This window comes from Staphylococcus carnosus (genome assembly GCF_900458435.1).
In the GTDB taxonomy this organism is placed as follows: Bacteria; Bacillota; Bacilli; order Staphylococcales; family Staphylococcaceae; genus Staphylococcus; species Staphylococcus carnosus.
Genome location: NZ_UHCT01000001.1, coordinates 1742813 through 1768445 on the forward strand (window position 1 = coordinate 1742813; position 25633 = coordinate 1768445).

The window sequence follows — 25633 nt, forward strand, 5'->3', positions numbered from 1 at the left end:
TAATTATGAAGTTGTTTGCTTCAATTATTAAAAAAACGAAACTTTCTAAAACTACCATTTTTTCCAGGAAGCAGAGGTGTTTTACGCTTTATTGTTTGATTATGAATAATTGCTTCAGCATTTTGTATTAACTCGGACAATTGAGGTTGTAGTTTGATTAACCTTTTTTCCTCAAACAATGATTGCATTATGAATGGTCTGTACTCTATGTGATGTGCATCTGAAGCAATAAAATGAACAAGATTGCATTCCATCATTTCAATAGATGCTTTTTGCAATCCCCTTCCAAAATACCCTTCAATTGAAGATGAAGTAAGTTGACTAAGTGCACCTGAACTCACTAATTCATATAACAGATTCATATCTTGCATTATCGCTTGATTTCGTTCAGGATGTGCAATTATCGGCACATAACCCATTTCTTGTAATTCAGAAAATATTGACTGTGTATAATTTGGAATCTCATTCGGTGGAAATTCGATTAAAAGATAACGTGAGTGATTCAAGCCTTTAATATTTCCATTATGAATATGTTCAATCAGATCCTCGCTTATTCTGACTTCTTGCCCAGGAAAAATTTTTATTTTTGTATGTTGGATTTCTTTTAGGTTACATAATTCTTTTATTTTCAACTTAATCTTTTCAAAAGAATTAGGATAATGAGATGTAAAATGAGGTGTTGCGATAATACCAGTGATACCTTCATCTATTGCTTGTTGAATAAGTTGTACTGCTTCTTTGCTGTTTTGTGCGCCATCATCGACATTAATAAGAATATGGCTATGCATATCAATCATCATGACTCACCTCCACCAATAATATTGTATATCATTATATAATTATACAATATTATTATAATGAACGGCATAAAAAAACGCTCTTCCCAAAGTGATTACGAAGTATCCACTGGAAAGAGCTTTCATTTCAAAAATTTAATTATTTTAAATATTAATCCATTAATGCAAGTTGGAAGTTAACACCAAAACGATCTTGTACCCATGCAAACTCACGGTAAGGTCCTAATTCAGATTTAGCCATTAAAATAGCGCCGCCTTTTTTCAAACCGCTGTATAGACGTTCCATTTCCATTGCATTATCTACAGTTACAAATAATGAAATAGATGGGTTCATAGGAATTTCAGTTCCATTTGTGTTATCAATTGCCATTAAAATTTGATCTTTCAAACGAAAGATTGCATGTTGTACAGCACCAGCTTCACCGCTGCCGAATTCATCATATTTCACCATAGAAATAATCTCACTATCTTCAAATAGTGATGTATATAATTCAATTGCTTCTTCTGCTTGATTATCAAACATTAAAAATGTAGTAACTTTTGGAATTTGCACAATACCCCTCCTACTTTTTGCATACCGAAACCCTTTTCAGTATATGTATTCCACTATTCATAGTATAATACGTTTGTTAAAAATTGATAAGTAAAAGCCGATTCGAGATAATATAAATGGAGGATGATTTTTCGTGTCTTATTTAATTTGGCCTATTATAGTTATGGTATTAATTGTTTTACTCGGCTACCTCTTTGTTAGATGGTATCTTAGATAACAGATATTGACGCTTGTGTTTCTTTTTGAAGCATTGGCGTCTCTTTTTTTCAGAGAAACAAAACAGCCCGCTATAAACCGCCGATTCGTATAACCAGTAGTTTATTACGGACTGCATTGCCTCAATTTTTAAATATAACCTTTATCTTTAATATCTGATTTTGCTTTTTTGAATATATTTTTATTTTGTTCATTTGATAACCAATGATTTTCTGCATTTTCTTGGTTGTCATCTTGACTGCGATAATCCTCATTTGCTGATAAGAATTTGTTTAAATGCGCAAATGGATTTTGTGCTGTCTGAGCATTTGTATTGGACATGGTCATCCCCTCCAAGTACATCTTATGCTAAATTATCGCGCCATTCAACTAAAGACTTAATATCTTCAGTAGAAATTTTCCCTTCGTCTTCAGCCACATCAATCAATTCATTATAATTACTTAAAGTGTATAGAGGAAGGTCTGCTTCTTTGAACATTGTATCTGCTTTAGCTAATCCATAAGTGAAGATGGCAACAACGCCTAACACATCTGCACCTGCTTCTTTTAATGCTTCAGCAGCTACTAATGATGAACCGCCTGTTGAAATTAAATCTTCAACTACAACTACTTTTTTGCCTTTGCTTGGTGCACCTTCGATTTGATTTTGTTTACCATGACTTTTACTTTTAGAACGCACATAACTCATCGGCATTTCTAATTTCTCAGAAATAAAAGCCGCATGCGGAATGCCCGCTGTCGCTGTTCCAGATACAACTTCAGCCTCTGGGAAATGTGTTTGAATCAAATCAATCAAGCCATCTCTAATTTCATTGCGTACTGCTGGATAGCCTAAAGTCACTCTGTTATCGCAATAAATAGGTGATTTGATACCAGAACTCCATGTGAATAAATCATTGGGTGAAAGTGCTACTGCTCCGATATTTAATAATGATTGTGCAATTTTTTTTGACATATTAACCTAACCAACTTTCTTTAATTTGATGATAACTTGCGACAGGATCGTCACTTTGTGTAATTGGACGTCCCACAACAATATGTGTAGAACCTAATTTACGCGCATCGTCTGGTGTTGTAATACGCTTTTGGTCATCTTGAGCATAATCAGCCGGACGAATACCTGGCGTCACTTTTAAGAAGTCTGATCCAAGCTCATCAGTTAATAATTTTGCTTCTAAAGGTGAACATACTACACCGTCTAAACCAGCTTGTTTTGTTAATTTAGCATAATTTAGAACAGCTTCTTCAATCGAAGTTTGGATATTTTGTTCTTTATTCAACATTTCTTCAGTAGTAGAAGTCAATTGAGTAACTGCAATAATCTTCGTATCTTTATTTACACTGCGCAAACCTTCGACTGCTTGACGCATCATTTCTGTGCCTCCAGCAGCATGGACATTAACTAAATCTACATTTAAGCGACCTAACCCTGCCATAGCTTGTTTTACAGTATTTGGAATATCATGTAATTTCAAATCTAAGAAGAGATGATGCCCGCGTTCTTTAATACGATTGATTAATTCTGGTCCAGTTTGGTAATAAAGTTCCATTCCGATTTTGATGTATAAAGGTTCATCAAATAAATCTAAGAAATTTTCCACTTCTTCTGCTGTTGCAAAATCAAGTGCAATAATCGGTAAAGGTAAATTTGTGTTTGTCATTATTTCATCACCTCATGAGTTCTTCCGTACAATTCATTAATATGGTCTACACCAAGTTTGTCTAACAATGTTGGTAATTCATCAATGATTTCTTTACAAACCATTGGATTTTGGAAATTTGCTGTGCCGACTGCTACTGCATTTGCGCCAACTGAAATATAATCTATAACATCTTGTGCATTTTGCACGCCGCCCATTGCAATGATAGGGATATCTATTGCTTTACGCACTTCATAAACCATACGTAACGCAACTGGTTTAATGGCTGGTCCACTTAATCCGCCAATTGTATTCGCAATAATCGGTTTGCCAGATTTTCCATCAATACGTAAGCCCACTAATGTATTAATCATTGTTAAACCATCTGCGTATTCAGCAATTGCTTTGGCCATTTCTACAATATTTGTCACATTCGGTGACAATTTAACATAAACAGGCACTTCAGAAACTGCTTTTACTTTACGTGTTAATTCAGCAGCCACTTGCGGATCAACGCCAAACTGCATTCCGCCTTCTTTGACATTCGGGCAAGAAATATTCAGTTCTAATGCTTTGACATTGGGTGCTTTCGAAATATGTTCTGCTACATAAACATAATCTTCTTCAACAGAACCTGCTACGTTTGCAATAATCGGTACATCAAATTGTTCAAGTTTTTTCAATTCATGTTCAATAATATGATGTACACCAGGATTTTGCAGACCAATTGCATTAATCATACCGCTATCTGTTTCAGCTACACGCGGTGTTTCATTACCATAACGCGCTTCTTTTGTAGCAGCTTTAATCATGATTGCACCAAGTTCGCTTAAATCATAAAATTGGCTGAACTCTGCACCAAAAGCAAAGCAACCACTTGCGGGCATAACAGGATTTTTCAAATCTAATCCAGGTAATTCAACATTTAATCGGCTCATAAGATGACTGCTCCTTTCTCAAATACCGGTCCATCTGTACAAACTTTTACGTAACTTGTATCAGACTCAGGTGTATGACATACGCACGCATAACAAGCACCAATTCCACATCCCATACGTTCTTCTAAAGATAAAAAGCCTTCAACATCAGCAAGTTTCTCATGTTCTTTAATTGCTTTCAACATTGGTTTAGGCCCGCATGTATAGTAAATATCGTAATCTACAGGAATATCAGAAATCACATTCGTCACAAAACCTTTGGTCCCCATCGAACCATCTTCTGTTACGATATGTGTTTCTCCTAATTTTTCAAATTGTTCTGCGTAAAAGACATCTTTTTTACTTCTGAATCCAAGGACGTGTACAGTTTCAATACCAAGTCGATTTAATTGTTTTGATAATTCATAAAGTGGAGGAACACCGATACCGCCACCGACTAATAAAGCTTTACGTTCTGCTTTTTCAATTGGGAAGCCGTTACCTAAAGGTGCAATGATATCAATCGTATCGTCTGCTTTCATCTCAGATAGACGCTGTGTTCCAGCACCTTCTGCACGATATAACATCGTAAATGTATCAAGTTCTGGTTCGATATGGCAAATTGAAATAGGTCTGCGCAACATATGCAATGAACCTTCTCCTACTTTAATATGCACAAATTGACCAGGTTGTTTCATTTTCCGAGTCACAGGGCCTTTTACTTTAATTTCGAAAATGCGGTCCGCAATTTCCTGATTGGATACGATAATATTTTCTTCCACCGCAAATATCCTCCTTCAATATAAATTGCTTGGCTGTCGTTCATTTAATTGCTTTCTCTATTGTACATGAATTCCCGTAAAATGTATGTGTCAGTCTTAAAAAAACACTGTTTTATCTTTCATTATTACATAACGAAGCGCTTCTTCAACCTCCTTTTATCAAAAGAGGTTTTAGAAGCTGCTTTTTCTACATTTGTTTCATTGTAAATGACATGCTTTCAATGACATTCGTAAGTGCATTTGCTGTATCTAAAGAAGTTAAGCAAGGTACACCGTTTTCAACAGATGCTCGGCGAATTTGGAATCCATCTCTTTCGATTGTTTTCCCTTTTGTCATTGTATTAATGACAATTTGAACTTCGCCATTTTGAATACGTGTCAATAAGTCGTCTTCCCCACCAATTTTACCAACCGTTTCAACTGGAATATGGTTATCAGCTAATTTTTGAGCTGTACCTTCTGTTGCTAAAATTTTATAGCCGACTTCATTTAAACGTTTCGCAACCTTAACCATTTCATCTTTATCTTTGTCACTTACTGTTATTAAGACTGTGCCGTGATCTTTTACTTCTACACCACTTGCAGTCAACCCTTTGAATAACGCCTTTTCAAGTGTTAAATCTTTACCCATAACTTCTCCTGTAGATTTCATTTCAGGTCCTAATGTAATATCTACATTTTTCAGTTTGTTAAAACTGAAAACAGGCGCTTTGACAAACACACCTTCTGTATAAGGTTGAAGTCCAGGTTGATAACCTAAATCACTTAGTTTTTCTCCTAAAATTGCACGCATAGCAAGTTGTGCCATAGGAATATTAGTAATCTTGCTTAAGAATGGTACTGTACGACTTGATCTTGGATTCACTTCTAATACGTACACCCCATCATGTGCAAGTACAAATTGAATATTGATTAAGCCGATAATATCTAAACCTTTTGCTAATTTCGTTGTATAACTTTCAAGTGTTTTAATATCTTCTTCAGATAATGTCTGAGGTGGATATACAGCAATTGAGTCACCAGAGTGCACACCAGCACGTTCAATGTGTTCCATAATACCTGGAATAATTACAGTGTCTCCGTCGCAAATTGCATCTACTTCGATTTCTTTACCAGTCAGATAACGGTCTACAAGCACTGGATGTTCAGGACTTGCTTTCACTGCTTCTCTAATATAATTTCCAAGTTCAGCATCATTATAGACAATCTCCATTGCACGCCCGCCGAGTACATATGATGGACGAACAACAACTGGATAACCAATTTCTCGTGCATTTTCTAAAGCTTCTTCTGGAGATGTAGCTGTCTTACCTTTAGGTTGCGGCACATCGATTTTATTTAATAATGCTTCGAATTCTTTTCTGTCTTCAGCACGATTTAAATTTTCTAAAGATGTTCCTAAAATTTGCACACCTTTTTCAGCTAACTTTTCTGCTAAATTAATCGCAGTTTGACCGCCGAATTGAACAACAACACCTTTAGGCTGTTCTAAATCGATAATGTTCATTACATCTTCAACAGTCAATGGTTCAAAGTAAAGTTTGTCAGAAATCGAGAAGTCTGTAGAAACTGTTTCTGGATTGTTGTTAACAATAATTGCTTCGTAACCTGCATTTTGAATCGCCCATACTGCATGTACAGTTGCGTAATCGAATTCAACCCCTTGACCGATACGAATTGGACCTGATCCTAATACAATCACTTTTTCTTTATCTGTCACTACAGATTCATTATCTCTTTCATATGTGCCATAGTAATATGGTGTTGAAGATTCGAATTCTGCAGCACAAGTATCGACCATTTTATACACAGGTTTGATGTCATTTGTTTTACGTAATTGATTTACTTCATCTTCTGTCATATCAAAACGATGCGCAATCACTTTGTCGCTGAAGCCGTAATCTTTGGCATATTTTAAATACTCAATATCACCTTTATGGTCTTTTAGTTCATGTTCAATATCAATAATATGTTGGAATTTATTTAAGAAGAAATAATCAATTTGTGTCATCTCATGTATTTCTTCTAAAGTTGTGCCGCGACGAATCGCTTCTCCAATAAAGAAGAGACGTTCGTCATCTTGTTGTAAGATACGCTCTTTTATGTAGTCTAAATCATAACTTTCACCATTCGGCAAACCTAAATGATGTACACCATATTCTAATGAACGAATGGCTTTTAATAATGATTCTTCGTAAGTTCTTCCGATAGCCATAACTTCGCCAGTAGCTTTCATTTGAGTACCAAGTACACGTTCTCCTTTTTCAAATTTATCAAATGGAAAACGTGGAATTTTAGAAATCACATAATCTAAGGCAGGCTCAAAAGCTGCATATGATGTACCTGTTACTGGGTTCAACATTTCATCCAATGTTAAGCCGACAGCAATCTTAGCTGCTAATTTTGCGATTGGATAACCAGTTGCTTTAGAAGCTAACGCTGATGAACGTGACACTCGTGGATTCACTTCAATAATGTAGTAGTTCATAGAATGCGGATCTAATGCAAGTTGAACATTACAACCACCTTCAATACCTAATGCGCGAATTACTTTCAATGACACATCACGCAACATTTGGTATTCCACATCCGTCAATGTTTGACTCGGTGCTACAACTACTGAATCACCTGTATGAATACCTACCGGATCAATATTTTCCATATTACAAACAACAATCGCATTATCATTTTTATCTCGCATTACTTCATATTCGATTTCTTTAAAACCTGCAATCGATTTTTCAATCAAACACTGTGTTGCGGGACTATAATGCAGACCATTTGTCACAACTTCTTTTAGCTCTTCATCATTATGGCAGATACCTCCGCCAGTGCCTCCCATTGTAAAAGCAGGTCTTACGATTAATGGATAACCGACTTGCTCTTTAAAAGCAAAAGCTTGTTCGACTGTGTTGACAATGTCACTTTCTGGTACAGGAACATCTAACTCGTTCATTAAGCTTCTGAATAACTCACGATCTTCAGCTTGTTGAATTGAACTTAATTTTGTTCCCAACAATTGAACATTATTAGATTCTAAAACACCGCTGTCATGCAATTGAATTGCCATATTCAACCCAGTTTGTCCTCCTAATGTAGGAAGCAATGCATCAGGTTGTTCTTTACGAATAATACGTGCAATAAAATCATGTGTTAATGGTTCAATATAAACTTTATCTGCAATTTCTTTATCCGTCATAATTGTCGCTGGATTTGAATTCACAAGAATAACTTTGTACCCTTCTTCTTTCAAAGCAAGGCAAGCTTGCGTTCCAGCATAATCAAATTCGGCTGCTTGTCCTATAATAATTGGTCCTGAACCGATTACTAATATCGTATTAATGTCTTTATTTTTAGGCATTTGCGAAACGCTCCTTCTCTTTGAATTCATTCATCATAGACACAAATTGATCAAATAAATAATTTGAATCAGTTGGTCCTGGACATGCTTCTGGATGATATTGTACTGAAAAGGCAGGAAGCGTTTGATGTTTTAAACCTTCAACTGTTTGGTCATTCAACGCGATATGTGTCACTTCTAAATCTGTATTAGTAATAGACTCCGCATCGATGGCATAACCATGGTTTTGACTAGTTAAGGCAACTTTTCCTGTAGCTAAATCTTTAACTGGATGGTTCGCCCCACGATGTCCGAATTTCATTTTGAATGATGTCGCACCTTGTGAAAGTGCGAATAATTGATGTCCGAGACAAATTCCAAAGAAAGGACTTTTGCCAAGAATACCCTTAATCATTTCGATTGCTTCAGGCACATCTTCAGGGTCGCCTGGTCCATTTGATAACATCACTCCATCAGGTGCCATACGAATAATATCTTCTGCAGGTGTATTGTAAGGAACTACTGTGACATTACAACCACGTGCATTTAATTCTCTAACGATATTTTGTTTCTTTCCAAAGTCCACAAGTACGACACTTAAGTCAAAACCAGTTGATACATAAGGTGTTTTTGTCGATACAGTCGGTACTTCATCGCGAGATAGTTCAAATTGATTTAGTGATTCGATAAGTTGCGGAATATCTTCTGCATGATCTGTAAAACCTGCTTTCAAAACACCATGCTCACGAATTTTACGAGTGATACTTCTTGTATCCACACCAGAAATTCCTGGAATATCGAATTCTTTTAAAACTTCTTCAAATGTCTTTTGTTTACGGAAATTGCTTGGATGTGTACTCGCTTCTTTCACCACTACTCCGTTTAATGTAGGAACAAGTGATTCAAAATCATCTCTGTTAATTCCATAATTACCAATTAATGGATAAGTGAATGTAATAATTTGACCTGTATAAGACGGGTCAGAAATTGTTTCTTGATAACCCGTCATTGCAGTATTAAATACGATTTCACCTTTAGTTAAATTGTCTGATCCAAGCTTTCTGCCTTCATATATTGAACCATCTTCAAATACAAGATATCGTTTTGCCAACATGCTTAATTAATCCTCCTTGAATGCCACTTCTCCAGCTACCATAGTGAATACTGGATTGCCGTATACTTTATAACCGATAAATGGTGTGTTGCTTGATTTTGAATGGAAATCTTCTGCTTTAATTTCACGTTCTTCATCTAAATCGATTAAAGTAATATCCGCTGTTTTACCTTCTTCTAAAGTGCCGTATGGCAAGTCAAAGATTTTTGATGGTTTGATTGTTAGATATTCAACTAATTGTTGTAATGACCAATCACCATTTTTAACAAAGTGTGTATATAATAATGGGAATGCAGTTTCGCTTCCTACAATACCAAATGGTGCTTTTGTCATTGGTTGATCTTTTTCTTCAGCTGCATGCGGCGCATGGTCTGTTGCGATACAATCGATAGTGCCGTCAAGCAAACCTTCAATCAAAGCATCTCTGTCTTCTTTACTTCTCAATGGAGGATTCATTTTAAACATTGCATTGTCTCCAGGAATATCATCTTCTGTCATTAATAAATGGTGTGGTGTAACTTCTGCAGTTACGCGAATTCCTGCACGTTTCGCATCACGGATAGCGCGTACACTTTCTTTTGTAGAAACGTGGCAGACATGATAATGACAATCTGCTGCTTCAGCTAATAATACGTCACGCGCGATTTGTACAGCTTCACAAATATTAGGAATACCTGGAATACCTAATTCTTCACTGCGTTTACCTTCGTGCATTGCTCCGCCATAAATCAAACTGTTATCTTCACAGTGTGCAACGACTGCTTTATTGACTTTAGCTGCTTGTTGCATTGCTTCATACATTGTACCTGCTGTTTGTACTCCTACACCGTCGTCCGTAAAAGCAAATGCGCCGTGATCTGCTAAGCCTTTGAAATCTACTAACTCGCTGCCTGCTTGTCTTACTGTAATTGAAGCGTAAGGTAATACACGTACACTTGCATTCTCATCAATTAATTTATTAAGCTGTTCTAAATGTTCAACAGTATCTGGTACTCGACGTGTATTCGGCATTGGACAAACTGTAGTAAATCCGCCGCGTGCTGCTGCTTTTGTTCCAGTTTCAATTGTTTCTTTATGCTCACCGCCTGGCTCTCTTAAGTGAACATGAACGTCCACTAAGCCTGGTGCCGCAAAGCGACCTTTTGCGTCGACAACTTCAACTTCATCGCCGACAACAATTTCAGGTGCAATTTCTTTTACTTTATCGTTTTCTACTAAGATAGATGCTTCTGTCAACTCACCATTATGATTTAATACTTTGGCATTCTTAATTAGCAACATCGAAGATAACCCCTTCCTCTTTTTCAGCTAAGATATGTGTGATTACTGACATACGTAGGAACATACCGTTTTTCATTTGTTTGAAAATACGTGCTTTAGGTGCTTCTACTAAATCAGAATCAATTTCTACACCGCGGTTTACAGGTGCTGGATGCATGACAATTGCTTCAGATTTCATACGGTTATATCTATCTTTTGTTAATCCATATTTTTCATGGTATTCATGTGGATCAAAGCTCAATTCGCCATCATGTCTTTCGTGTTGTACACGTAATAACATTACGATGTCTGTTTCTTCGATAACATCATCAATTTTGACATATGGTGCGTCTAGTGATTCATCAACCCATTCACCAGGTGCTGCAAATTTTACGTTTGCGCCTAATGCTGTAAGTGCTTGGTAGTTACTGCGTGCAACGCGTGAATTTTTAATATCTCCGCAAATCAATACGTTTAAGTCTTTGAAGTCTTTATATTCTTCATAGATTGTCATAATATCAAGCAAGCTTTGTGTAGGGTGTTGTCCACTTCCGTCTCCACCGTTGATAACTGGGATGTTTAATCCTTCTAATTCTTTATAATAGTCATTTTGTGGATGACGGATAACAAGTGCGTCTACACCAATGCTTTCTAATGTTTTACAAGTGTCGTATAATGATTCACCTTTTTTAACAGATGAAGTACTAGTTTCAAATGGAATTTCTTGCAAACCTAATTGACGTTCAGCCATTTCAAAGCTGCATTTTGTACGTGTAGAGTTTTCAAAGAACAAGTTTGATACATATTTGTCTGTAAATTTATTTGGTTTGTTACCTTTTTTATATTCGATTGCAGTCTCGATAAGTGAATAAATTTCCTCGTTTGTTAAATCTTCCATAGATACTAATTGTTTCATTGTTAAATCCCCCTAAGATTTGGTTATATTATTTGTTATTTTTACGCTTTAGCTTTAGGTAATATTAAGTTTAAAATAATGCCTGACAAAGCTGCTAATGCCATTCCTTCTACTTTTACACCGTGGATATCGAACATTAAGTTTCCGATACCTACAACGAGAATGACAGATGCGATAACTAGGTTACGGTTTTCCGAAAAATCTACCTTGCTTTCAACCAGCATTCTTAAGCCGCTTGAAGCAATAATACCGAATAAGAGAATGGATACCCCGCCCATAACTGGCGTTGGGATTGATGAAATCAATGCTGTGAACTTTCCGACAAAGGCTAAGATGATTGCAATCACTGCAGCTCCGCCGATTACATAAATACTGTATATCTTTGTAATAGCTAGCACGCCGATATTTTCACCGTATGTTGTACTTGGCGGTCCACCGATCAAGCTCGCAAACATTGTTGAAACACCATCACCGATGATTGAACGATGCAAACCTGGTTTTTCAAAGAAGTTACGTCCCACAATTTTATTGATAACCATTTGATGGCCAATATGTTCACTGACTGTGACAAATACGATTGGGAGCATCAACAGTATCAAGCCCATGTGAAAACTTGGTGTATAATCTTTGAATGGCAAGTAAATATGCGGCCAATCCAACCATGATGCTTTCATGACTGGTTTGAAATCTACGATGCCTAGGATTGTTGCTGCGATATATCCGACTACGATTCCGATTAATACTGGAATCAGTGAGAAGAAGCCTTTCATGTAGCCTTGTACAACTAATGTTGTAACTAAAGTTATCATCGCAACAATCAAGTATGTGACATTGTAGCCTTTCATGTCGGCACTGTTTTCAAACATTGCCATATTGGCTGCTGTCGGTGCTAAGCTTAAACCGATTACCATGATGACCGGTCCAACTACTACAGGAGGTAGTAAGTGCATCAACCAACCGATACCGCTTAATTTAATTAAGATTCCGATGATGACATACATCACACCACTCATGAAGAGTGCGACTAACATGTCTCCTAAGCTGTGAGTACTTAATCCTGTAATAATCGGTGTAATAAAGGCAAAGCTAGATCCAAGATAAGCTGGAATCATCGCTTTTGTGATTAAAATGTACAATAATGTTCCGATACCTGATGCAAGAAGCGCTGCTGAAATCGGCAAACCTGTCAGGAATGGTACTAATACTGTGGCACCGAACATTGCGAAGAGATGTTGTAAGCTCAAGAATGCCCACTGGGCTGGCTTCGGTTTCTCATTCACATCTAGTACTGGTTTCACAGTACGTTCAAACATTTGTTCATTTTCCATTCTCTTTTTCTTCCTTTCATGAAAAAAATCTCTTTACAGCAATCAGCTGGCAAAGAGACTTAAGGGGAGAGATAAGAAAGTTGTTCATTGAATTTAAGATTCATACATATAGACGATGCATATTATCTTGAAACTTGCTGACCTCTCGTGTCGCAAAAGTTTCTTTCAATGCTTTCTTATCAAACCCTTTGTCAGTCTCTCGTACTGATTTAAAAGGGTACGGCTATTCAATTATGACTGCGTTGCGGCCGTCTGTTTCTTTAACGTATACAGAAACAGCTTCATCGCGTGCAGTTGGGATATTCTTCCCAACGAAATCAGCTCTAATTGGAAGTTCGCGATGACCGCGGTCTACCAAAGCAGCTAATCCGATTTTCTGAGGACGTGAATGCAAGAGTATCGCATCTAGTGAAGCTCTGACTGTTCGTCCAGTATAAAGTACATCGTCAATTATGATGACTACTTTATCTGTGATATCAACATCAATCACAAATGACTTCTCTGAAATCTTTGGCGTAGGTAATTCTAAATCATCTCTGAACTGTGTGATATCAATTGTGCCTGTTGGAACAGTTGTATTTTCAATTTGTTGAATTTTGCTTTGAATACTTTTTGCTAAAAACTCGCCGCGTGTTTTCACACCGAGTAATACAAGGTCTTTCGTCCCTCGATTGTACTCTAAAATTTCATGTGCCATACGCATTAACGTACGTTTCATTGCCGCTTCATCTAACACAATACGTTCTGACATTCTCGCCCTCACCTTTCTATAAAAAAATCCCGTGTCTTCTCATTGAGAGACACGGGAATCCGATTCCTGTCAGAATCCATTACACCATTTACGTTCACACGTCTGCTTAGGTGTAATGATCCAAGTCTAGTTAGAGGCGTAGATACATTTATTCTAACTACACTTGTTGAAACTTCCTGTCTTCGGAGCATCTCTGTACTCTCAATTAAAGACTTACGATTTCTTTATTAAACTGTAATAAGTTTATCATAAATTGAAGAAAAGTCAAAGAGAAATTTGAAAGGTAAGGTTGTTGGTTTGTGAAGTTTACATAATAAAATTATGTTTTGTAGGAATAAATGTATAGAAAAAGCAAGCTCTTTACCTATCTTTTAAAAGATAAATAAAGAGCTTGTATAATTAAAGTTTCAAGAATGTAATAGAAGATCATACTAATTTTTAAATTCTGAAAAATTATAATTCTATAGCAACGCTTCATTCGTAGGATTTACAGGCACTGTTCTACTTCATTCTAAAAGATCATAAATAAGTTAAAACAAGCTTAAAGCGAAAATGTAGCTTAATTGCTATCGACTTGCTGTGTCAGCAAGACTCTTTTTTTATGTAAAAATCCCTTGAATCCAGCACTCAAACTGAATTCAAGGGATTATTTTTATGCTTCTCTTAATCTTATATCTGTTAAAACTTGTTTGAAGTCTTCTGGTAAATCAGTCTTACGTTCAATATATTCACCAGTAACAGGATGTTCAAAACCAATCACACCAGCATGTAAGGCTTGACCACCGATATCCATTGTTTTCTTCGGTCCATATTTTGGGTCACCTACTAATGGATGGCCAATATACTTCATATGCACACGAATTTGGTGAGTTCGTCCTGTTTCTAATTCACATTCTACTAAAGTATAGTCTTTGAAATGCTCTAAGACATTGAAATGTGTTACTGCATCTTTACCATCATCTACTACCGCCATAGATTGACGGTCTTTTTTATCTCTGCCGATTGGCGCATCAATTGTACCGTAATCATGTGGAATATTACCATGTACTAAAGCAGTGTATTTTCTAGTTACTGTTTTAGCCATCAATTGTTCCACTAAATTACGATGTGCAATATCATTTTTCGCAACCATTAATAGACCGGACGTGTCTTTATCAATACGATGGACGATACCTGGGCGAATTTCACCATTGATACCTGATAAATCTTTAATTTGATACATTAATCCATTCACAAGTGTACCAGTATAATGACCAGGTGAAGGATGTACTACCATGCCTTTAGGTTTATACACAATAGCAACATCTGAATCTTCATAGTAGATATCAAGATTTAAGTTTTCAGGTTTGATATCCGCTTCAACTGTCTCTTTCTCTGTCACTTCAATCTTATCATTCAATTTCACTTTGTGATTTGCTTTTACTTTCTTACCATTCACCGTTACCAAATCTTCTTTAATCCAATCTTGAATTTGACTTCGAGACCAATCCGAATTAAATTCTGGCAACAGTTTATCTATACGCTGACCTGCTTGCTCAGCTTCTGTAATTTCATAGTTAAACTCTGTCATGTAAATGCTCCTTTACTAAACTTTCGATTTGCGGGAGTCAAATAATAAGGCAATTAATACCAGAATAACTCCAATCGTTAAACTTGAGTCTGCGCCATTAAAGATTGGAAAATCATAACTGAAAATTTTAGTATCAATAAAATCAACTACTTCACCATGCAGCATACGATCAATAAAGTTGCCTAGCGCACCTGCAAATAACAAACTAATGGCTACTTGCATTAAAAAATTGCCTTTCGCTTCTTTGATATAGAAAAAGACTAATAATCCTAAGACAACGATAGTTACAATAAAGAAAAAGCTCATTCTTCCGCTTAAAATCCCCCAAGCTGCACCATTATTACGATGTGAAGTAATATACAAAAATTTAGGTATCACTGTATATGAATCACCAATTGCCATAGACTTTGCAATGACTGCTTTAGTCACTTGATCTAAAATTAAAACAGCAATTGTGATAAACAATGTGATACTTACAAAATATGGTTTTTTCATGTTTTCCTCCCCGAAGAAAAGTAATTCATCTTGTTTAAACTTTCTCCGTATGTTCTTTACAACATGTTATATTATAACAAATTGTTATTCGAACCAACACTATTAATTAATTTTGCACTTTTTCATCCTCAGCTTTGGGATTCTTTTTAGGATGGATATAGTTGTAACTCTTGGCTTCTTCCGCTGTAATAGGACGTGATGATACTTTATAAGGTTTAATATAATTCATTTCTGATACATCAAAGGAGCCATCTTTATTTACACGTTCTATATAAGCCACGTGTCCTAGTTTACCTTTCGTTGTCTGCATTAAAGCATGTACGGCCGGTTTATGATTGACCACATATCCATCTCTTTTTGCACCTTCAGCCCAATTTTCAGCATCGCCCCAACGGTTGCTGATCATGTTGCCGTCTTTTTTAACTTTATCAAAAGCATAATACGTACACTGTCCTTTTTCATACGCATTAAAACCCATGGGATCAGGTTTCAACTCTTCAATCCATAGTGAAACATCATTTTTATTTTCATAGAAAAATATTGCAGCGCCGCCAAGAACAACAAACAAAATAACTGCTTTTAATAGTTTTTTCATCTTAATAATTAAGCTCCCAAATAATTAAATCTGAACTCAATGCCGTCAGGTCCTTTTATCCATTTGTGTGCAGTTTCTGGGTAATGATAATCAATAAACGATAAACCATAAGTTTCAGAACTTTCCATTCGTTTCATACTCGACATCCAATGATTTACAGCCAAATGATGGTGATAACCGCCAGAAGCCATAAAAAGCGATGAGGAGTTTACATAAGATGATTCTTCTAAACCAAAATATTTTAAATAGAAATTTTTTACTTCTTTTAATCGAATTGTTTTTAAATGCACATTTCCTATTTTTGTATCAGCAGGTAAAGCTTCCCAATCTTTATGCGTTCTCAAATTCATCAATTTAGAAGCATATAAAGGTCTTGTATCCATAATGACACGGTTTTCTTTATCATAATCCCACGTTTCTTCTGGCAAGTCTGCATAAAATTCAAAACCGTGCCTTCTGGATCACTTAAATATAAAGAAGTACTCACATCATGTTCAGCACCATTTATCACAATATCTTGTTCTGTTAAATGTGCCATTAAATCTGCTAAATCAGCATGTGTCGGTAATTTAATTCCAATGTGAAATAAACCCGCTTCAGAAACTAACGGTTCTCTCCCATGATCTAATTGTCTTAATGTTATACGATGTCCTGAGTCACCTACCTCGTACTGAATCGAGGTATACGTTTCATTCATAACTGTAAATCCTAATATATCTTCATAGAACGGTTTTAACGCTTCTTTGTCTCTGACATTTAATGTTACACCGTTCGCGTAATGATCTCGTTTGTACGCTGCCAAGGTTGCAACTCCTTCCACTTATATTTATTTATTAATATTCATTTCGTTCCTTTATACACAAGTACTATTAATTATAACTACTTTTTCTATTAAATACTTCTAAGGCGCTCATACGTTCTATAAATAAGGTCAAATTATGCCAAAAATAAAAAAGAAGAACAGCATGGAAGTTACTCCAAGTTGTTCTTCTTAAAAAGTTTTTAAATCGATTTAAATTATAAGTCAGCTACTACGCCTTGGCAACGCGGACATAAGTGGTCTAAGCCATTGACAGAACCAAGTTCAGTGCTGTAGTTCCAGCATCTTTCACATTTTTCGCCATCAGCATGAACAACTTTAATGTCACCATAGTAATATTCATTGCCATCTTCAACTTTTTCTTCTACTTCAACTTGTGACACGATGAAGAGTTGATGTAAATTCTCAAAGTCTTTTAAGAAGTCAGCAGCATCGAAACTTTCATTACTTCCGATAATTACTTTAGCTTCTAATGATTTACCGATAACTTTATTATTACGCGCTTCTTCTAATGCACGGTTGACATCATCACGTAATTTCATAAATGTATTCCATTTTTCAAGTAATTCTTCATCCGGTTTTACCACTTCTGGCATATCAGCTAAATGAACACTTTCTTCTTTTACATGAGGAATGTATGACCAAACTTCTTCAGAAGTATGAGCAAGAATTGGTGCTAATAATTTAGTCATATCGACTAAGATTTGATAAAGCACTGTTTGCATACTGCGACGTTTATGTGAATCTTGTTTTTCAATGTACAAGATATCTTTACCATAGTCTAAGTAGAAGTTACTTAACTCAACATTGATAAAGTTTTGAACTTCTTGATAGATATTCAAGTAGTCAAAGTTATCATAGTGATTAATAATACTTTCTGTAAATTCACGTAAACGATTCAATAAATAACGGTCTACTTCTAATAAATCAGATTCAGGAACAGCATCTGTTTCAGGATTGAAGTCATTCACATTACCTAACATGAAACGTAAAGTATTACGGATTTTACGGTAAACATCTGCAGTTTGTTTCAAAATTTCATCAGAAATACGAACATCAGAAAGATAGTCTACACTACTTACCCATAAACGTGCGATATCTGCGCCCTTTTGTTTCACGATTTGATCTGGAACGATAACGTTACCTAATGATTTACTCATTTTCTTACCTTCTCCGTCCATAACGAAACCATGAGACAATAAGAATTTATATGGTGATTGGCCGCGAGTTGCTACTGCTGTTGTAATTGAAGAGTTGAACCAACCACGATATTGGTCACTACCTTCTAAATACAAGTCAGCTGGGAATGATAATTCTGGACGTGTTTCTAATACACCGCGATGTGATGAACCAGAATCGAACCAAACGTCCATGATATCTTCTTCTTTAGTGAATTCGCCATTCGGGCTGCCTGGATGTGTGAAGCCTTCTGGTAATAAATCTTTAGCATCACGATCGAACCAAACATTTGAACCATATTTTTCAAATAAGTTTGCTACATGATAGATTACTTCTTTATCCATGATGATGTCGCCATTTTCAGTATAGAATACTGGAAGAGGAACACCCCATACACGTTGACGTGAAATTACCCATTCACCGCGGTCGCGAATCATGTTATAGATACGTGTTTTACCCCAATCTACTTTGAAGTTTGTATCTTCAATCGCATCTAAGATATCTTGTCTAACTTTGCTGATTGAAGCAAACCATTGTGGTGTTGCACGGAAGATAACTGGTTTTTTCGTACGCCAGTCATGTGGGTAACTATGTGTGATGAATTTTAATTTTAAAAGACTGCCATTTTCTTTAAGTAAGTCTGTTACAGCTTTATTCGCTTTGTCATAGAACATACCTTCAAATTGGCCGCCTTCTTCAGTGAAAACACCTTTATCGTTTAATGGACTAATTACTGGCAAGTTGTATTTTTGACCTACAATATAGTCATCTTCCCCGTGTCCAGGAGCTGTATGAACGGCACCAGTACCTGCATCAGTTGTAACGTGTAAGCCGTTGATTACTAATGACACACGGTCGATAAATGGATGTTGTGTTTCAACATATTCTAATTCTTTACCAGTGAATTCTTTTTCAAGTTGGATATCTTCTTTGTCCCAACCTAATTCTTCAGCTACTTCTTCTACTAAGTCTTGGCCTACCACATATTTTTCACCGTTGACATTATATTGACCATATTTCAAGTCAGGGTGAACTGTGATGGCTACGTTTGAAGGTAATGTCCAAGGAGTAGTAGTCCAGATGATGAATTTCGCATCTTCATCAACGACACCTTTACCATCTTTAACATCAAATGCAACATAGATAGATGGTGAACGTTTGTCATGGTATTCGATTTCAGCTTCTGCTAATGAAGATTCACTTGATGGTGACCAGTAAACTGGTTTTTTACCTTTATAAATCAAGCCGCGATCTGCCATTTCACCAAACAAACGAATTTGTGCAGCTTCATATTCTGGTTTTAAAGTGATATAAGGATCGTTGAAATCTCCATTTACACCTAAACGTTTAAAGTCTTTCTTTTGAATGTCGATTTGTTCTAACGCAAATTCTTCGCAGAGTTTACGGAATTCAGAAATCGGCATTTCTTTACGTTTAACACCTTTTTTAGTTAATGCTTGCTCGATTGGCAAACCATGTGTATCCCAACCAGGTACATATGGAGAATAATAACCTTGCATAGATTTATAACGTACGATAAAGTCTTTTAAGATTTTATTCAATGCATGTCCCATGTGTAAATTACCATTCGCATAAGGAGGGCCATCATGTAAAATATATGATTCATGACCTTTGTTTTTCTCTAAAATTTTGTGATATAAATCTTGTTCGTCCCATTGTTTTTGGATTTCAGGTTCTTTTTTTGGTAACCCGCCTCGCATTGGGAAGTCTGTTTTTGGCATTAGTAACGTGTCTTTGTAGTTCATGTATTTCACTCCTTAAAAATATAAAAAAGAACTCTAAGTTCAATTAACAGGGGCGAACAACCGCGGTACCACCCTGATTAACTCAACTTAGAGTTCTCTTCATTCGTTATCATATAATTAATAAAAAGACAGTGATATAAGAATTAAACATATATTAGGCTCGCACCATCCCTAACTCGCTGTGTGTTCATATGTTCAGCTAATTCTCACGCGTCTGTCTCTGTGTTTGTATAAGCTTTGCGTACTTAGTTCAACATCACAATGTATTATTTATTTTCTTTGTTATTTTCTTCGTTTTCTGCAGCTGTTTGTTGTGCCTGTGCTTGTTCAGCTTGTTGTGCTTGTTGTTTTTCAGCTTCTGTTAAATCATTTTGATGCAAGTGTTGAACATTTTCTTCAGTCACTTGTTGAGCATCTAAATCATAATTTAACAAGTAGTCCCAATCATCATTTTTCAATAAATCCAATTGAGCTTCAACTAACATACGAAAACGTGATCTGAAAATTTTTGATTGACGTTTCATATCTTCAGTTTGGAAAGATAAACGTCTTGCTTTTTCAATACCATCGTTAACAATACGATCTGCATCCGCATTTGCTTTATTGATGATTGCTTCTGCTTCTTTAGCTGCAGCAGCTTTAGTTTCTTGGCTTGCTGCTTGTGCTTGTACTAAAGCATCACTTACTGATTGTTGTACTTCTTTGTAAGATTTTAAATTATTTTCTTTTTCTTGAACGACAGTTTCTAATTGTTTGTTTTGATCTTTCAAGTGTTCAATTTCTTGACTCAGTTGGCTTAAATAATCAGCAACCTCACTTGGTTCAAGACCGTTTTTAGTACGGGAAAATTCTTTGTTTTTAATTTCACTTGGTGTAAAAGACATTTGATTGTCCTCCTTAATCATACACTATTTGAATAAAGTTTCATATACTATGCGCAGTTTGTCTTTCTTCGTTTTAGGACCGATTTCAGTCATTCTCGCACGGCCATGTCCTTGTATCGACAGCAAATCTCCTGATTCAAGTTGGAAATCTGGGCGTTCAATAATGGTATGATTTACTTTGATAAGTTTCTTTTCAATATACTGTTTCGCAATTGAACGTGATTTACGAATCATTTCTTTCAGTACAACGTCTAAACGTAATGCACTTACCGTTGCTTGATGCGTTGTCCAATTCTCTTTTGATTGTATCATATCTTGCATCGGAACTTCATGCAGTTTGACCGGCACATTTTTTATACGTTTTAATTCTAACATTATATATGATTCAATGTTTTTTGTCAAAATAAACTGAATTTTATCGCCTACAACAATGTCTCCTAATTGATCTCTTTCAATACTCAAAGACATGAGGGTCCCTAAAACATTGCGATGGTCTATTGTCGCAAATTTTTCAGGGTATTCTAATTCTAACAATACAAGTTCAAAATCTTCATCTTTAGGAGAAAAATATTCAGGTGATATCATAGCACGTTTGCGCTCGCTGTCAGAATTCCCTCCCTGAAATTCAAGTTTCAATTCAGGATAACTTCCGACAATAACCTCTAATATATATTGTTCCCGCGGATCTAAAAAATTAGTTAGAACTGGAGCATAATTACGTTCTGCTTGATTAACTTTATCGAACAGCATCGTAATGACTGGTTGTTCTTCTTGTCTGAAATGTTGGTATATATCTATCTTAATTCACCTCTTTAAAATAGAAAAAGGTAAGCCAACAATCCTTTATGGAAGTGGCAAACCTTCTTTTTGTTTATTTAAGTAATTGTTGTATTATCAAAGTGAATATCGCGCCAAGTCCTTTTTGGAAAAAGATAAGGACGAAAATCGCCACAAGGCTTGAGATATCAATCATGCCGATTGGAGGTATGATTTTACGGAAAGGTGATAAGAACGGCTCATAGATACTTTGTAAAAATCTTCCGAATTTCGAACTTTGTGCGTTCGGAATCCAAGACATAAAGAAGTATACAATCATGCCATAATAATACACTTGCAGTAAAACCATTATGATATTAAAGACAATACTTAAACCTTCAACTAAACCCATTGATTGTTACCTCTATTCATAATCGTATTCAGTAGATTCCATATCTTCTGTAATACTGCCAGCTACTTCTACGTTATCTGGCGTACATAAGAAAATATCATTGCCTACGCGTTGTATATCGCCACCAATTGCATATACAGTTCCACTCAAAAAGTCGATAATGCGTTTAGCTGATACATTATCAATTCTTTGTAAATTAACTAAAGTAGCGCGACGATTTTTTAATTCATCTGCAATATCTTGAGTATCAGAAAATACGCGTGGTTCAAACAAACACATTTTTGAACTTTCATGTAAATTAGAAGCATTCATGTTAACCACATTCCTTGCAGTAGATTCATTCATTGGTTGATACTTCCTTTCATTGGAAGACGATTGCAATCGATTTGATTGTGTTTGGCGTTTTGGAACAGTTTTAATTGCACGCTGTCTTTCATTATATTGATGGTTATTTGATTGTTGTGAACTTTGCTGTTGTTGAGTTGGTTCGTAATAAGAATCTTGTTGTGTCGGTCTTTCTGCTTCTGGTTCAGCTTGAGCTCTCTTTGTCTTTGATTGCTGCTGATTGTCAGCAACTTCATCTTCCTCTTCTTCTATAACAAAAAAGTTGCTAAATAGGTCTTTTAAAGCCAAGTGGCTCACTCCTCTTTTCCTACTAGTTTCGTACCGATTCTAACATAAGTTGCGCCTTCTTCTGTTGCAATTTCATAATCATTGCTCATTCCCATTGAAAGCTCAGTACATGGCGCATATTCTAGATTCAATTTGTTAATTTCATCTCTTTTTTCTCTTAACTGTTTAAATACTTGTCTAATTTGTGCCTCATCTTCAGTAAAAGGCGCCATTGTCATTAAACCAACCACACGAATATTTTCGTATTGGCTGAGCATTTCTATAAAATCATTTACATCATTCAATGCAATGCCATGTTTAGATTCTTCACCTGAAACATTGATTTGAACAAAACAATTAACTGGACGTGTCGCACGTTTATTAATTTCTTTTGCTAAACTTTTGCGATCGAGTGCATGTAAATAGTCAATATCATCAACGACTTCTTTTACTTTTCTAGATTGTAAAGTTCCAATAAAATGCATAATTGCATCATCCGGCAAAGCTTCTTTTTTTGCTTTAAAACCCTCTAAGCGGTTTTCACCGAAATTACGAATTCCTGCATCATATGCTTCTTTAGCTCGCTCTATTGTAACATATTTTGTAACGGCAATCACGTTAGGTCGTGTGTCGTTTTCAACACTTTCCAAACTTTTATTAATATTGTTGTTGATTTCTTCGAGATTTTGTTTCACATTCATATTAATTACCCCTTACTTGTGCTGTCCGATAAATGCAAGCATACGGCCAGTCTTACTTTTTTCTACCCTATATGAGAAGAATAAGTCCAAATTCTCTGAAGTTGCATAACTAGTCACATCAATTTGTGATTCTGGAACACCTGCTTGAATTAAAAGTTGCTTGTTAGCTTCCTTTAAATCAATGCCATGTTTATCTTGACCGCGTGTTTCTATAAATTGTGTTGTATCTATCGGTAAGTTTTCAAATTTTGATTTTATATCATCATTAATTTCATAACTATTAGAAGTCGCAGGACCAATTACTACACTTAAATCATTGTAATCAAAATCGACATGTTTTAAAATCTCTTCAACGATTCTGCCGACAGTACCACGCCATCCTGCATGCGCAAGTGCAACAAAGTGATGTTTTTTACTATAGAAATAGACAGGAACACAGTCTGCATAACACATTGTAAGTAATAAATCAGGTTCATAAGTATATATGCCATCTACACCATAAAGATCATCCGTCAATGCATCAATATTTGTATTGCCATCTTCTTTAGTAACCTCTACTACCTTTGTTTCGTGTGTTTGAATCGGAAATACCCATTGCTCTCTAGGATAGCCTATTAATTCAGCTAATTGCTCTTGATGATGGGTCACATTTTCGCTCTTGTCGTCGATATATCTTGCCATATTAAAGGCATTTTCAGGATAATCGCTCACTCCATCTTCACGTGTCGTAAAACCTAGCATTATATTATCTCTTGAAGCATTTGTATGTTCTAAGTAGTGCGGTTTTTTAATAAATTGTTCTGGCATGATTCATCTCTCCCATAATTTGGTATCTGCCAATTTTAATATCTTTCTTAATTCCATAGTAAAGTGAAATGTACGATTCTTCAAATAACTATAAATATAAAAATGTCATCAGACCATTCAATCTGATGACACTTTTGTTATTGTTCTCACTAGACCACTCGATGACCTGTTGCATCTAATCTTGCGTGATACTTATTATTGATTGCTCAATGCAAACCTAATAGAGAAATTAACGTCTAGTTCTTCTTGAACGTCTTTCTTCTCTGTTTCTAATGAAGCTTGGAATATCATCTTCTTTAGTAGTATGTGTTCTTGATTCGCTAGATGATTCTGAACTATTAGATCTTGGTGCATGGCCAATACCTTCATCATTGCTTGAAGCACCTGAAGCATTAGACGCACTTGATCCGAAACCTGTATTAGATTGTTTACGTGCATGTGTTGCTGGTTTATCTTCAAAACCTGTAGCAATTACAGTTACTACGATTTCATCTTGTAATTCAGGATTAATTACAGTACCGAAAATCATGTTTACATCTTCATCTGCTGCATCTTGTACGATGTCAGCTGCTTCTTGTGCTTCGAATAAAGATAATGACTCTCCACCTGTAATATTCATTAAGACACCTTGTGCCCCAACGATTGAAGTTTCAAGTAATGGAGATGAAATAGCTTTTTTAGCTGCTTCAACTGCACGGTTTTCACCAGATGAAACACCGATACCCATTAATGCTGAACCTTGGTTAGACATAATTGTTTTAACGTCTGCAAAGTCAAGATTAACTTCACCTGAAACAGCGATTAAGTCAGAAATACCTTGTACACCTTGACGTAGTACGTTATCTGCTTCTTTGAATGCTTCCATCATTGGCGTAGATTTGTCAACGATATCTAATAAGCGATCGTTTGGAATCACGATTAATGTATCTACAGCTGCTTTCATTGATTCAACACCTGCAGCTGCTTGTGTTTGACGTTTACGTCCTTCAAAGCTGAATGGACGAGTTACAACACCAACAGTCAATGCGCCCATTTCTTTTGCGATTTTCGCAACAACTGGAGCAGCACCTGTACCAGTACCGCCGCCCATTCCTGCAGTTACGAATACCATATCCGCACCTTGGATAGCATCCTCGATTTGTTCACGTGATTCTTCGGCAGCTTTTTTACCGATTTCTGGGTTCGCGCCAGCACCTAAACCGCGTGTTAATTTTTCACCGATTTGGATTCTGGACTCTGCTTTAGATAAGTTCAATGCTTGACCATCTGTATTGATAGAAATAAATTCTACATTATTCATTCCATGGTCAATCATTCGGTTTACAGCGTTATTACCTCCGCCGCCAACACCGATGACTTTTAAAGTCGCTAAATGATTAAATCCTTGTTCAAATTCTAACATTTAAATATCCTCCTAGTTTT

At 36.0% G+C, this 25633-nt stretch carries 24 protein-coding genes and 1 pseudogene; all 25 read right to left on the bottom strand.

The window, feature by feature from the left end; genetic code table 11:
• Positions 1-20 precede the first annotated feature (20 nt).
• The 25 genes and pseudogenes from DYE31_RS08330 to ftsZ all read right to left on the bottom strand — a co-directional run bounded on the left by DYE31_RS08330 (position 21) and on the right by ftsZ (position 25613).
• Positions 21-800, bottom strand: coding sequence for a tyrosine-protein phosphatase (locus DYE31_RS08330; protein WP_231839060.1), 780 nt, complete (start codon positions 798-800; stop codon positions 21-23).
• Between the two features lie 148 nt (positions 801-948).
• On the bottom strand, positions 949-1350 hold the full coding sequence (locus DYE31_RS08335; RefSeq protein ID WP_015900075.1) for a VOC family protein: 402 nt from the start codon (positions 1348-1350) through the stop codon (positions 949-951).
• Between the two features lie 345 nt (positions 1351-1695).
• On the bottom strand, positions 1696-1887 hold the full coding sequence (locus DYE31_RS08340) for a hypothetical protein (protein ID WP_015900074.1): 192 nt from the start codon (positions 1885-1887) through the stop codon (positions 1696-1698).
• Positions 1888-1909: 22 nt separating this feature from the next.
• On the bottom strand, positions 1910-2521 hold the full coding sequence (pyrE, locus tag DYE31_RS08345; RefSeq protein ID WP_015900073.1) for an orotate phosphoribosyltransferase: 612 nt from the start codon (positions 2519-2521) through the stop codon (positions 1910-1912).
• Between the two features lies 1 nt (position 2522).
• On the bottom strand, positions 2523-3227 hold the full coding sequence (gene pyrF, locus DYE31_RS08350; protein ID WP_015900072.1) for an orotidine-5'-phosphate decarboxylase: 705 nt from the start codon (positions 3225-3227) through the stop codon (positions 2523-2525).
• Complete coding sequence (locus tag DYE31_RS08355; protein WP_015900071.1) at positions 3227-4144, bottom strand: dihydroorotate dehydrogenase; 918 nt, start codon at positions 4142-4144, stop codon at positions 3227-3229. The genes pyrF and DYE31_RS08355 overlap by 1 nt, the downstream gene beginning before the upstream one ends.
• Positions 4141-4905 (bottom strand): dihydroorotate dehydrogenase electron transfer subunit, encoded by a 765-nt coding sequence (locus DYE31_RS08360; RefSeq protein WP_015900070.1) that lies wholly within the window; start codon positions 4903-4905, stop codon positions 4141-4143. The genes DYE31_RS08355 and DYE31_RS08360 overlap by 4 nt, the downstream gene beginning before the upstream one ends.
• A 187-nt stretch (positions 4906-5092) precedes the next feature.
• Positions 5093-8266, bottom strand: coding sequence for a carbamoyl-phosphate synthase large subunit (carB, locus tag DYE31_RS08365; protein WP_015900069.1), 3174 nt, complete (start codon positions 8264-8266; stop codon positions 5093-5095).
• Positions 8259-9359, bottom strand: coding sequence for a carbamoyl phosphate synthase small subunit (locus DYE31_RS08370; protein WP_015900068.1), 1101 nt, complete (start codon positions 9357-9359; stop codon positions 8259-8261). The genes carB and DYE31_RS08370 overlap by 8 nt, the downstream gene beginning before the upstream one ends.
• Before the next feature lie 6 nt (positions 9360-9365).
• Positions 9366-10640: a dihydroorotase gene (locus DYE31_RS08375; protein WP_041612963.1), complete on the bottom strand. Its 1275-nt coding sequence runs from the start codon at positions 10638-10640 to the stop codon at positions 9366-9368.
• Positions 10627-11535 carry an aspartate carbamoyltransferase catalytic subunit gene (locus DYE31_RS08380; RefSeq protein ID WP_015900066.1) on the bottom strand — a complete coding sequence of 303 codons (909 nt, stop codon included), beginning with the start codon at positions 11533-11535 and terminating at the stop codon, positions 10627-10629. The genes DYE31_RS08375 and DYE31_RS08380 overlap by 14 nt, the downstream gene beginning before the upstream one ends.
• 41 nt (positions 11536-11576) lie before the next feature.
• The gene (locus DYE31_RS08385; RefSeq protein ID WP_046099473.1) at positions 11577-12863 is read right to left on the bottom strand and encodes a uracil-xanthine permease family protein; all 1287 of its coding nucleotides are present in this window, start codon (positions 12861-12863) and stop codon (positions 11577-11579) included.
• 223 nt (positions 12864-13086) lie between these two features.
• Positions 13087-13614, bottom strand: a complete 528-nt coding sequence (gene pyrR / locus DYE31_RS08390; RefSeq protein ID WP_015900064.1) for a bifunctional pyr operon transcriptional regulator/uracil phosphoribosyltransferase PyrR — start codon at positions 13612-13614, stop codon at positions 13087-13089.
• 652 nt (positions 13615-14266) lie between these two features.
• A complete protein-coding gene (locus tag DYE31_RS08395; RefSeq protein WP_015900063.1) occupies positions 14267-15184 on the bottom strand; it encodes an RluA family pseudouridine synthase in 918 nt (305 codons plus the stop codon).
• A 15-nt stretch (positions 15185-15199) separates the two neighbouring features.
• Complete coding sequence (gene lspA, locus DYE31_RS08400; protein ID WP_015900062.1) at positions 15200-15679, bottom strand: signal peptidase II; 480 nt, start codon at positions 15677-15679, stop codon at positions 15200-15202.
• A 106-nt stretch (positions 15680-15785) separates the two neighbouring features.
• The gene (locus DYE31_RS08405; RefSeq protein WP_015900061.1) at positions 15786-16274 is read right to left on the bottom strand and encodes a CHAP domain-containing protein; all 489 of its coding nucleotides are present in this window, start codon (positions 16272-16274) and stop codon (positions 15786-15788) included.
• An 8-nt stretch (positions 16275-16282) separates the two neighbouring features.
• A pseudogene (locus DYE31_RS08410) lies at positions 16283-17076 on the bottom strand (VOC family protein).
• Positions 17077-17291: 215 nt separating this feature from the next.
• Positions 17292-20039: an isoleucine--tRNA ligase gene (ileS, locus tag DYE31_RS08415; protein ID WP_015900058.1), complete on the bottom strand. Its 2748-nt coding sequence runs from the start codon at positions 20037-20039 to the stop codon at positions 17292-17294.
• A gap of 266 nt (positions 20040-20305) precedes the next feature.
• Positions 20306-20923, bottom strand: coding sequence for a DivIVA domain-containing protein (locus DYE31_RS08420; protein ID WP_015900057.1), 618 nt, complete (start codon positions 20921-20923; stop codon positions 20306-20308).
• A gap of 24 nt (positions 20924-20947) precedes the next feature.
• On the bottom strand, positions 20948-21673 hold the full coding sequence (locus DYE31_RS08425) for a YlmH family RNA-binding protein (RefSeq protein WP_115314381.1): 726 nt from the start codon (positions 21671-21673) through the stop codon (positions 20948-20950).
• Positions 21674-21794: 121 nt separating this feature from the next.
• A complete protein-coding gene (locus DYE31_RS08430; protein ID WP_015900055.1) occupies positions 21795-22091 on the bottom strand; it encodes a YggT family protein in 297 nt (98 codons plus the stop codon).
• A 12-nt stretch (positions 22092-22103) separates the two neighbouring features.
• Positions 22104-22733, bottom strand: coding sequence for a cell division protein SepF (locus tag DYE31_RS08435; protein WP_015900054.1), 630 nt, complete (start codon positions 22731-22733; stop codon positions 22104-22106).
• Positions 22730-23404 carry a YggS family pyridoxal phosphate-dependent enzyme gene (locus DYE31_RS08440; RefSeq protein ID WP_015900053.1) on the bottom strand — a complete coding sequence of 225 codons (675 nt, stop codon included), beginning with the start codon at positions 23402-23404 and terminating at the stop codon, positions 22730-22732. The genes DYE31_RS08435 and DYE31_RS08440 overlap by 4 nt, the downstream gene beginning before the upstream one ends.
• Positions 23405-23416: 12 nt before the next feature.
• The gene (gene pgeF, locus DYE31_RS08445) at positions 23417-24211 is read right to left on the bottom strand and encodes a peptidoglycan editing factor PgeF (RefSeq protein ID WP_015900052.1); all 795 of its coding nucleotides are present in this window, start codon (positions 24209-24211) and stop codon (positions 23417-23419) included.
• 229 nt (positions 24212-24440) lie between these two features.
• Positions 24441-25613, bottom strand: coding sequence for a cell division protein FtsZ (gene ftsZ, locus DYE31_RS08450; RefSeq protein WP_015900051.1), 1173 nt, complete (start codon positions 25611-25613; stop codon positions 24441-24443).
• Positions 25614-25633 lie beyond the last annotated feature (20 nt).

Coding starts and splice junctions, on each gene's coding strand:
- pyrE (WP_015900073.1), bottom strand. CDS start 2,521: ATGTCAAAAAAAATTGCACAATCATTATTAAATATCGGAGCAGTAGCA.
- DYE31_RS08395 (WP_015900063.1), bottom strand. CDS start 15,184: ATGACAGAGTTTAACTATGAAATTACAGAAGCTGAGCAAGCAGGTCAG.
- pyrR (WP_015900064.1), bottom strand. CDS start 13,614: ATGTCAGAACGTATTGTGTTAGATGAAGCGGCAATGAAACGTACGTTA.
- pgeF (WP_015900052.1), bottom strand. CDS start 24,211: ATGCCAGAACAATTTATTAAAAAACCGCACTACTTAGAACATACAAAT.
- DYE31_RS08430 (WP_015900055.1), bottom strand. CDS start 22,091: ATGGGTTTAGTTGAAGGTTTAAGTATTGTCTTTAATATCATAATGGTT.
- ileS (WP_015900058.1), bottom strand. CDS start 20,039: ATGAACTACAAAGACACGTTACTAATGCCAAAAACAGACTTCCCAATG.
- ftsZ (WP_015900051.1), bottom strand. CDS start 25,613: ATGTTAGAATTTGAACAAGGATTTAATCATTTAGCGACTTTAAAAGTC.
- DYE31_RS08355 (WP_015900071.1), bottom strand. CDS start 4,144: ATGAGCCGATTAAATGTTGAATTACCTGGATTAGATTTGAAAAATCCT.
- DYE31_RS08330 (WP_231839060.1), bottom strand. CDS start 800: ATGATGATTGATATGCATAGCCATATTCTTATTAATGTCGATGATGGC.
- DYE31_RS08405 (WP_015900061.1), bottom strand. CDS start 16,274: ATGAAAAAACTATTAAAAGCAGTTATTTTGTTTGTTGTTCTTGGCGGC.
- DYE31_RS08370 (WP_015900068.1), bottom strand. CDS start 9,359: ATGTTGGCAAAACGATATCTTGTATTTGAAGATGGTTCAATATATGAA.
- DYE31_RS08340 (WP_015900074.1), bottom strand. CDS start 1,887: ATGTCCAATACAAATGCTCAGACAGCACAAAATCCATTTGCGCATTTA.
- DYE31_RS08425 (WP_115314381.1), bottom strand. CDS start 21,673: ATGCTGTTCGATAAAGTTAATCAAGCAGAACGTAATTATGCTCCAGTT.
- DYE31_RS08375 (WP_041612963.1), bottom strand. CDS start 10,640: ATGTTGCTAATTAAGAATGCCAAAGTATTAAATCATAATGGTGAGTTG.
- DYE31_RS08420 (WP_015900057.1), bottom strand. CDS start 20,923: ATGTCTTTTACACCAAGTGAAATTAAAAACAAAGAATTTTCCCGTACT.
- DYE31_RS08380 (WP_015900066.1), bottom strand. CDS start 11,535: ATGAAACAATTAGTATCTATGGAAGATTTAACAAACGAGGAAATTTAT.
- DYE31_RS08440 (WP_015900053.1), bottom strand. CDS start 23,404: ATGAATGTGAAACAAAATCTCGAAGAAATCAACAACAATATTAATAAA.
- lspA (WP_015900062.1), bottom strand. CDS start 15,679: ATGAAAAAACCATATTTTGTAAGTATCACATTGTTTATCACAATTGCT.
- pyrF (WP_015900072.1), bottom strand. CDS start 3,227: ATGACAAACACAAATTTACCTTTACCGATTATTGCACTTGATTTTGCA.
- DYE31_RS08385 (WP_046099473.1), bottom strand. CDS start 12,863: ATGGAAAATGAACAAATGTTTGAACGTACTGTGAAACCAGTACTAGAT.
- carB (WP_015900069.1), bottom strand. CDS start 8,266: ATGCCTAAAAATAAAGACATTAATACGATATTAGTAATCGGTTCAGGA.